The following is a 7,997-nucleotide window of genomic DNA, read 5'->3' as shown; positions in this document are numbered from 1 at the left end:
TCTTCAACATCAAAGAAACCAGACTGCGTCATGAGCCACTCCTCCAGTCATCACACAAGAGAGGGAATCACAGAGAAAGGCTCAAAACCAGAGGGTTTTTCGAACCCTCCAAATGAGGCCTCTGATCGCCTGCAACTGATGGACAAGGCCGCCTTTCTTGACTTCACGATCAAGATGATCCGCTGGCGCCAACTGGTGAAGGGTTACGAGCAGCGTATCGACGTTACAGAGGCCATGATCCACATCGCCATAGGAAACCCCTGTTACGCCGAAACGCTCATCCGTGAATTACCAAAGGGACTCTTAAAAAACGATATTAGGACTAAACCTTCTGAAGACCTTCAACTCTTTATTACGCATGGAAAGCCATTCGTCATGCACTTCACTAACTTTTTCTATTTCTTTCTTATATTCCCCACTCTCAAACTTACGCGTCCAATCTAATTCCCATCCAGGACCTAAATCTTTGCCTCGCAAAGACCTTTGCCTATAGTGATCAATGCTCTTAAGATAAAAATGAGCAACGGTAGCTGACCACAAAATTTGTTCACTCTTTTTCAGACAGTAGCTCTCGGGATTCTCAAGAACCTCCCTCATATTATCGCCTAATACATTTCTTCCTTTGAAATTTTCATTACGATTAAAAGGATTAAAAAACCAATCTCCAGCCCCTAAGCCATGTTGAAAGGGGCATCTATTATCAACCATAAATTGCAAATCTATAGCGGATGTCTTCAAGATAATTTTAAACGTTGAATCAACAATTTTTTCACGTCGAGTGTAGTTTTCCAATACAAGACCCGACGGTGTCTCTTGATATCCATTAGGACCAAACCGTAACCAATTAAAATATATACAATCAGTATTTTCCCTTTTCCTTAAAAATTCCTTTATAGAAAAACATTCTCGAATAGAAAAAAATTCATCCACATCCAGAAAAGAAACCCACTCATCATGCATTCTATAAACATGCAAATAATGCATATACATTACATTCTGTTCACCAGGAACCGGATGATGATTGAAAATCACGCACCCCAAATCAATCCAAGGTAAAACAGTTTTATATAATGGCTCAGGGTCAATATCATTACAATACAGATATATTTTATCAAATCCTAATCTCAAATGATATGAAATCCACTCATTGATATATTTATTTTCATTGGCCGCACAAGCCACAATACAAGTAGTCATTGCTATCCTTTATAAATAAAAATCACCAAGAAGATAAAGCAACTCTCTTCCAATGATTTTTCCTCACACATACATAGTGATAATTTTCATCATCAGAAAATTGCCCTTGCTCGCAAGACGATTTACTATTTTCAGGCGTATACAAACGCTCCTGATACAAACCTGTAACAATTAGATTTGCACGTTTCCCAGTTGTATCGCCAACAACAAAATCGCCCCCACTCGTGATAGTACCTTTACTCGATACCGTCAGACAATTACTCTTAGAACCATTACCACTTGCTCCACATACCGCAACTCCCCACTTTTCCCAAGGAGGGTTGAAAATTAACTGAGCCTGTAACGTTCCATTGATAAGGAATTTATCCCCTCCGTATATTGGTCCAAAGTGTAGTGAGTTATCTCTAAAAGTATGCTGACCTGTATTTTCAATTCCTATTGTATCTACATGCTGCCAGGAAACGAGCCTTTGATAATTTCTAGGATTATCGACCAACGCATCCTCACTTTGCAAAAATTCTCCCATTTCTTTATCCTGCCCTACAATCGCTAACGGCCCCCTACGAGACCCTGTTACAAAAGCATCTCCATTAAAATCATAGCCATCCACACCCAACCAACCAATATAACCCATAGGCAAATCACCATTAACTGCAAATCCATAAGAAGAAGCGCTTGGTTTATTAGGCCCCAAATAACTAACAGCCACTCCTTTCATTGTCGCACCAAAATCGGTCCCTTTATATATTAGATCATACTCTTGTGATGTGCATGCCGTGGCAGGACTATCTAGGCGAGCTATACTATTGCCATCTGTCGTTTTAATATCTCTAATTATAGAACACTGTTGATTACCTAAAAATGCTTTCTGATATGTTCCGATAAACAAATTAGCATGCTTATATTTATTATACAAAATACCATCGAGTTTATCGTCTTTTTGCTTGCCTGGTATTAGGCCGTCATTTCTTTGAGGGGAAAAATTTTGCCACGGATGCCATCCAAGCCCCATAAAAAGTTTAGTTGTGTTCTTTATTTTATCGGTAAAATAGCCGTCTACTGTACCTGAGTAAAACTGAGGATCGAAACTAGATTTGAACAACGACCCTTTTGCTATAAAGCCACCATCTGCAGGCAAAGGATCCCCAGAAACAATATTGGTGACAACATGCATACCATTTTTACGCCATAAAACTTCCCAAGAAAGAGGCAAAGCAGGAACAATGAGAACACCATCTTTTTCGAAATTGATTTTATGATCTAATCCATTTTCGTCTGTTATCTCGGGCCCCACCATGTACCATGGAGGCATGTTTCCCGTCTGAACGTATTCTGCAACAGAATCCCAAGCTCCTGCCCCACAATCAGCACCTACGTCCGGAGCAAATCCATTGACAACAGAAAATATACAGCCAGAATTTTCTCCTGAATTATATGTTAATCCATGAACAGACAGATTAATACTATCGAAAATTCTATGCCCTCCCAACCGAACGGTTTCCGGAGCTATATTCTTGGTAATGCTTTTTTGATTATTATATAGTATAGAATTATTATTAAATGAAATAGACGGTACGGATAACCATAGACTCCCCCACCCTCCGATATTTCTTGCCTTAAATTCAGGCAACATGACGTTGTCATCGCTATATGCACACGCAATCGAAAATAAATTTACAACCAAAACACAAAGAATATACCTTAAAAGAAAATTATTATTTTCCATTTTCATACAAACACCTTACAATTTACTTAGTAAAATCAAAGTTTTCTCAAGCGCATTTTTCTCACTTTCTCGCGAAGGCTCCTTCTCTGCCATCAGCACACTCAGCAAGGCCATCTGATCTGCTTGAGCCAGTCGAATGACGTCCTGTGGTGCAAGGTCGCCTGACATCACCCTTCCCCGCGCCATGCCGTGGGCGATGATATAGCTATATATCAGCGTGGTTGGTGTGGGGGTGATTTTGACTGTTGCCATCGGGGCTTGGCACCCAGCCAACAGGCTTACGCCCACCATGGTGCAGCATAGGCCGCGGAAACGGCGTAAAAAAAACGGAAAGGCAGACATGGGGCGCTTCATATAGGAAGCGTAGCCCATATCCGCCTTTCCGGGAATAATCTCTTCACGCAGGAATGCGTGTCAGAAATCAGACCTTGCGGGCTGCAAGCTCATCACGGATCTGCTCAAGCAAAACTTCCGTTTTGGTGGGCGGCGGCGGTTCAGCCGGAGCAGCCTCTTCACGCACATGCAGGCGGGTCAGCGCCTTCACGACCCAGAAGATCACCAGAGCCGTAATCAGGAACTGGATGACCGTGTTCAGGAACAGGCCGATGTTGATGGTAACAGCACCTGCCTTCTGGGCTTCTGCCAGCGTGGCCAGATGCGGTCCCTTGAGGGTGACAAACAGGTTGGAGAAATCAATCCCGCCAATCAGCAGACCGATAAGGGGGTTGAACACGTCCTTCACCAGACTGTTGACAATGCCGGTGAACGCCGCACCCACAATCACACCAACGGCCAGATCAACCACGTTGCCACGCATAATAAAGGCGCGGAATTCGGAGACCCAGGTAGGGGTATGCACCCGAGATTTAATGTCAGCCATACAGCAGTGCTTTCCTTCACATCTACAATAATGCGTGTCTGTACCAACGTTGCGTGGTATTTCACAAGAAAAAAGGAAAAATGCGGTAAATTTCCGCCTGCCCCTGATACCTTTTTGCCATGCCGTTAAACGTTATAACACCAAAACCCCCTTCACCACAGCCAATATGCAGGTTTCTGCGGAAGAGTTGTTGATCCCGCCCGCACAGATGGGTATATGCACTCGCACGCATAGCCCGGTCGGCATCGGGACAGCTTTGTTTGAACAGAAAGACTCATCATGAAACCCGGCATTCACCCTGACTATCACGAAATTAACGTCATCATGACCGATGGCACCGAATACAAGACTCGGTCATGCTACGGCAAACCCGGCGACACCCTGCGTCTGGACGTAGACACCAAGTCTCATCCGGCATGGACAGGCGTGCAGCGTATGCTGGACACCGGGGGTCAGGTGGCAAAGTTCAACAAGCGCTTTGCTGGTATCGGTACCCGCACGAAGTAATACGCCACTTTATTGTAGGCCGTATGAAAAATCTGGAGCCCCGCCCCTTGAAACAGGGAGCGGGGTTTTCCACGTTTAGCTGTGATGAAAACGCCCGACATGGGGTTTCATCACACCACTAGATCCGCCGGAGAAGCCTGCCGTAAGGGGGCCTGTTCAAACTCCGGCATGACCTTGCTGAACGAGGAGGTTTTCTTATGAGCTATGATTTTGCACCGCTGTTCCGTACCGCTATCGGCTTTGATCGACTGGCGCAGGTTATGGATACCGCAGCCCGGAACACGGCTACCCCCAGCTACCCACCCTATGACATCGCCAAGACCGGAAATGACAGCTACGCCCTGACAATGGCTGTGGCAGGCTTTGGCCCTGATGATATTGAACTTGTTGTGCAGGACAACACGCTGGTTGTTTCTGGTCGCGTCAGCGAACCGCAGAATGAAGGGGAAATTCTGCATCGAGGCATCGCCCGTCGCGCGTTCGAGCGTCGGTTCGCGTTGGCTGATCATGTAGAAGTAACCGGCGCGGAAATGAACAACGGTCTTTTGCGGATATCAGTCAGGCAGATCATGCCGGAGGCCCTGAAGCCGCGCCGTATTCCGGTTCAGTCCGCAGCATCTGCTCCCGCACCTGTTGTGCACCCTCCGGTAGCAGCCGAAGGAGCCAACACATCAGGCCCTGCGCCGGAGCTTCCCGCAGCGGCTGCGTAATTTTTCCATCAGGAACCAGCACAAAAAGGAGGGGCTCAGGCTCCTCCTTTTCTGTTTGATGCATTTGCTTCTTGACCTATGCGGGGCGGTCCGCCCATATCGTCGCCAACTCATGCGCGCCGGCAGGCACGCGGGCCTTCGGACAGGTTTCCGAACCGTCACTTTCTCCGGTGCCTGCGCAAGCGCCGCCCGACGACAGGATGGAACCAATGACGACCCTACCGCTGATGCCCAAGGCCACCGCCGTGTGGTTGATTGAAAAGACAGCCCTGAGTTTTACGCAGATTGCCGAATTCTGTGGCATGCACCCGCTGGAAGTACAGGCCATTGCTGACGGTGAGGTTGCGCAGGGAATTGTCGGGTATGACCCCATTGCCAACCGCCAGTTGACCCAGGAAGAAATCAGCCGGTGTGAAGCCAACCCGGACGCAAAACTGAAAATTCTTTCCTCTGGCAATCCGGTCAAGCGTCGCTCAAAAGGGGCACGCTATACACCTGTTGCCAAACGGCATGATCGTCCGGATGGCATTGCCTTCCTGCTGCGTAACTTTCCGCAGTTGGGAGATCAGGAAATTGTCAAACTGCTGGGCACCACCAAGGACACCATCGCCAAGGTGCGCAACAAGCAGCACTGGAACACTCCCAACATCAAACCGCGTGATCCGGTTACCATTGGTTTGTGCAGCCAGACCGATCTGAATGCAGCCGTAACAGCAGCCACGTTGCGTCTGGAACGTGAAGGGCAGGAAATTCCGCAGCCGCCGCCCATGCTTGACGAGCCGCATGAGCATGAAAGCAAGGTTGAAGACTGATCATTCCTTGGTCTGGTCGGCTTTTAAGGCCGACCAGATAGCTCTTTTATGGAGCCTGAGCCTCATCAGGAAGAAAGGCGTTCGATTTCTTCCTTGAGACGAAGTTTCTGGAGTTTGAGGGTCATGAGAACCCGAGCATCAGGTCGGGGTCGTCCCCCTTCTGCAGAGATCTGCTGATCAATCCGTGAGTGGCGAGATTTAAGACTTTCAATCCTCGACAGGAGCGTCATCGCTGCCTCCATTCGGTTGATGGTCATAATACCGTAACGCACGCTCCGGCGAATTTTTCATGTTTTTTTCATGAGGCAGGCATTTTAGGTATGCGCTATGGTCATATCTGTTTTTTTGCTTTTTGCCGCTGGTTTCCATTCTGAACATGCGCAAGACTGAACCCAATACGGCTGAAGCGCCCCACACTGTCCTATTCATCGGCACATGATTCGTCGTGCAGGAGACCAAGTAACATGCTGAAAGACCGCGATTCACTGCTCGGCCAGCTTCATGAACTTCGCAGTGAACATCGTGATCTGGACACCATCATCAGTCGGTTAACGCAGGACCCCGCGCCAATAGATCAGCTGCATCTCCAAAGACTGAAAAAGCGCAAACTTTTGCTGCGTGACCGGATTGCATGGCTTGAAAGCCAGCTTATCCCCGATGATATTGCCTGACCGTTTTTTCCTGATACTGGACGCAACCCCACCGTGAGCGAAACCTCTCCCCTGCCCGCAGCCACCAGCCAGACCACCACGCCCGAACCCAAAGTGGGCATTATCATGGGCAGCCAGTCAGACTGGGACACCATGCGTCATGCGGATGCCATTCTGACTGAACTTGAAATTCCGCATGAAACCCTGATTGTCTCGGCGCACCGCACGCCAGACCGCTTGGCTGATTATGCCAAAAGCGCAGCCGGGCGCGGGCTTTCGGTTATTATTGCAGGCGCTGGGGGCGCTGCACATCTGCCGGGTATGTGCGCGGCATGGACACGCCTGCCCGTGCTGGGTGTTCCGGTGGAATCCCGTGCCCTGAAAGGCATGGACAGTCTGCTGTCCATCGTTCAGATGCCGGGTGGTATTCCTGTAGGAACGCTGGCCATTGGCTCTTCGGGCGCCAAAAACGCTGCTCTGCTGGCAGCCGCCATTCTGGCGTTGCAGGAACCGGAACTTGCCGCGCGGCTTGAAGCCTGGCGTGCTCTGCAAACGGCCTCCGTTGCCAACACTCCCATGACAGACGAAGAATGACCCCGTTTCCCTCCTCTTCCTCCAGTGCTCCTCTTGGCCCGAATGCCGTTATTGGTATTGTCGGGGGCGGCCAGTTGGGCCGTATGTCCGCCATGGCCGCGGCCAAGCTGGGTTTTAGAACGCATATTCTGACCAAAGACCCCAACAGCCCAGCCGCGCAGGTTTCGCACGGCGTTACCCTCGGCGCGTATGATGATCTGAAAGCACTGGATGCCTTCGCCCGTGGCGTGGATGTGGTGACGTTCGAATTCGAGAACATCAGCGCCGACGCCATGGACTGTCTCTCCCAATACTGTCCCGTGCGGCCCTCCGGCCATATTCTTCGCATCAGTCAGGACCGGCTGGCGGAAAAGACGTTCTTCACGGAAAATGGCATCCCGCTTGCGCCATGGCATGCGGTCACGGATCGTGCGTCTCTCCATGCGGCGGCAGAAGCACTTGGCCTGCCCTTTATCCTGAAAACCACTCGCAACGGATATGACGGTAAAGGCCAAAGCCGCATTCATCACCCTGCGGACCTTGAAACTGCTTTCAATACGCTTGCTCCGCATCCGCTGGTAGCAGAAGGCATGGTGGATTTTGCGTGTGAACTGAGTGTGATGGTCGTGCGCGGTATAGATGGCACCGTCCGCTGTTTTGATCCGGGTATGAACCGTCATCGTGATGGGATTCTTGACCTCACATTAGCTCCAGCCCCCGTTGAGCCTGCCATCAGTGCCCAAGCGCAGGCTTTGGCCGTGTCCATTGCAGAAAAACTTGATCTGGTGGGTATTCTGGGTGTGGAAATGTTTCTGGACCACACCGGCGCGCTACTGGTGAATGAAATCGCACCACGGCCACATAATTCGGGCCACTGGACCATGGATGCGTGCCCGGTCGATCAGTTTGACATGCATATCCGCGCTGTAACAGGTATGCCGC

12 protein-coding genes and 1 pseudogene are annotated in these 7,997 nt (G+C 49.4%); 8 read left to right on the top strand and 5 right to left on the bottom strand.

The window, feature by feature from the left end; genetic code table 11:
- Window positions 1–174: 174 nt before the first annotated feature.
- Window positions 175–287: pseudogene (locus AD948_RS18925) on the top strand (IS5/IS1182 family transposase); the annotation flags it as partial.
- Window positions 288–303: 16 nt separating this feature from the next.
- Here the strand turns inward: AD948_RS18925 and AD948_RS17470 are convergent.
- The 4 genes from AD948_RS17470 to mscL are packed head-to-tail and all read right to left on the bottom strand — an operon-like array spanning window position 304 to window position 3,803.
- Window positions 304–1,197 (bottom strand): glycosyltransferase family 2 protein, encoded by an 894-nt coding sequence (locus AD948_RS17470; RefSeq protein WP_082782233.1) that lies wholly within the window; start codon window positions 1,195–1,197, stop codon window positions 304–306.
- Window positions 1,198–1,219: 22 nt separating this feature from the next.
- Window positions 1,220–2,929, bottom strand: a complete 1,710-nt coding sequence (locus tag AD948_RS00940; protein ID WP_156478876.1) for a hypothetical protein — start codon at window positions 2,927–2,929, stop codon at window positions 1,220–1,222.
- Window positions 2,930–2,938: 9 nt separating this feature from the next.
- The gene (locus AD948_RS00935) at window positions 2,939–3,295 is read right to left on the bottom strand and encodes a hypothetical protein (RefSeq protein WP_061470304.1); all 357 of its coding nucleotides are present in this window, start codon (window positions 3,293–3,295) and stop codon (window positions 2,939–2,941) included.
- Between the two features lie 49 nt (window positions 3,296–3,344).
- A complete protein-coding gene (gene mscL / locus AD948_RS00930) occupies window positions 3,345–3,803 on the bottom strand; it encodes a large conductance mechanosensitive channel protein MscL (protein ID WP_006557105.1) in 459 nt (152 codons plus the stop codon).
- Between the two features lie 34 nt (window positions 3,804–3,837).
- Here mscL and AD948_RS17975 point away from each other — a divergent pair, with 34 nt between their 5' ends.
- From AD948_RS17975 to AD948_RS00915, 4 genes are all read left to right on the top strand, one after another.
- Window positions 3,838–4,086, top strand: a complete 249-nt coding sequence (locus AD948_RS17975) for a hypothetical protein (RefSeq protein WP_145912761.1) — start codon at window positions 3,838–3,840, stop codon at window positions 4,084–4,086.
- Window positions 4,083–4,310: a 50S ribosomal protein L31 gene (gene rpmE, locus AD948_RS00925; RefSeq protein WP_006557103.1), complete on the top strand. Its 228-nt coding sequence runs from the start codon at window positions 4,083–4,085 to the stop codon at window positions 4,308–4,310. Before AD948_RS17975 ends, rpmE begins: the two co-directional genes overlap by 4 nt.
- A gap of 197 nt (window positions 4,311–4,507) precedes the next feature.
- Window positions 4,508–5,020, top strand: a complete 513-nt coding sequence (locus tag AD948_RS00920) for an Hsp20 family protein (protein WP_006557101.1) — start codon at window positions 4,508–4,510, stop codon at window positions 5,018–5,020.
- A gap of 209 nt (window positions 5,021–5,229) precedes the next feature.
- Complete coding sequence (locus AD948_RS00915; protein WP_039903101.1) at window positions 5,230–5,832, top strand: DUF1013 domain-containing protein; 603 nt, start codon at window positions 5,230–5,232, stop codon at window positions 5,830–5,832.
- A 65-nt stretch (window positions 5,833–5,897) separates the two neighbouring features.
- Here the strand turns inward: AD948_RS00915 and AD948_RS00910 are convergent, their stop codons facing one another.
- Complete coding sequence (locus AD948_RS00910) at window positions 5,898–6,062, bottom strand: YdcH family protein (protein ID WP_081473503.1); 165 nt, start codon at window positions 6,060–6,062, stop codon at window positions 5,898–5,900.
- Window positions 6,063–6,296: 234 nt separating this feature from the next.
- Between AD948_RS00910 and AD948_RS00905 the strand changes: the two genes are divergently transcribed.
- The 3 genes from AD948_RS00905 to AD948_RS00895 all read left to right on the top strand — a co-directional run.
- Complete coding sequence (locus AD948_RS00905) at window positions 6,297–6,503, top strand: YdcH family protein (RefSeq protein ID WP_006557097.1); 207 nt, start codon at window positions 6,297–6,299, stop codon at window positions 6,501–6,503.
- A gap of 33 nt (window positions 6,504–6,536) precedes the next feature.
- Window positions 6,537–7,076: a 5-(carboxyamino)imidazole ribonucleotide mutase gene (gene purE / locus AD948_RS00900; protein WP_081939114.1), complete on the top strand. Its 540-nt coding sequence runs from the start codon at window positions 6,537–6,539 to the stop codon at window positions 7,074–7,076.
- Window positions 7,073–7,997 (top strand): 5-(carboxyamino)imidazole ribonucleotide synthase (locus tag AD948_RS00895; protein ID WP_061470303.1); only part of this gene is annotated, 925 nt, incomplete at its 3' end. The genes purE and AD948_RS00895, both read left to right, overlap by 4 nt.

It is taken from the genome of Acetobacter senegalensis (genome assembly GCF_001580995.1).
Taxonomy (GTDB): Bacteria; Pseudomonadota; Alphaproteobacteria; order Acetobacterales; family Acetobacteraceae; genus Acetobacter; species Acetobacter senegalensis.
The sequence above is the reverse complement of the archived record's forward strand: the minus strand, read 5'-3'. Positions and strand labels throughout refer to the sequence as shown.

Excerpts from the sequence above, each read along its gene's own strand:
- AD948_RS00905 (WP_006557097.1), top strand. The coding sequence starts at position 6,297 with ATGCTGAAAGACCGCGATTCACTGCTCGGCCAGCTTCATGAACTTCGC.
- AD948_RS00935 (WP_061470304.1), bottom strand. The coding sequence starts at position 3,295 with ATGGGCTACGCTTCCTATATGAAGCGCCCCATGTCTGCCTTTCCGTTT.
- AD948_RS00920 (WP_006557101.1), top strand. The coding sequence starts at position 4,508 with ATGAGCTATGATTTTGCACCGCTGTTCCGTACCGCTATCGGCTTTGAT.
- AD948_RS00915 (WP_039903101.1), top strand. The coding sequence starts at position 5,230 with ATGACGACCCTACCGCTGATGCCCAAGGCCACCGCCGTGTGGTTGATT.
- AD948_RS00940 (WP_156478876.1), bottom strand. The coding sequence starts at position 2,929 with ATGAAAATGGAAAATAATAATTTTCTTTTAAGGTATATTCTTTGTGTT.
- mscL (WP_006557105.1), bottom strand. The coding sequence starts at position 3,803 with ATGGCTGACATTAAATCTCGGGTGCATACCCCTACCTGGGTCTCCGAA.
- AD948_RS17470 (WP_082782233.1), bottom strand. The coding sequence starts at position 1,197 with ATGACTACTTGTATTGTGGCTTGTGCGGCCAATGAAAATAAATATATC.
- AD948_RS00910 (WP_081473503.1), bottom strand. The coding sequence starts at position 6,062 with ATGACGCTCCTGTCGAGGATTGAAAGTCTTAAATCTCGCCACTCACGG.
- rpmE (WP_006557103.1), top strand. The coding sequence starts at position 4,083 with ATGAAACCCGGCATTCACCCTGACTATCACGAAATTAACGTCATCATG.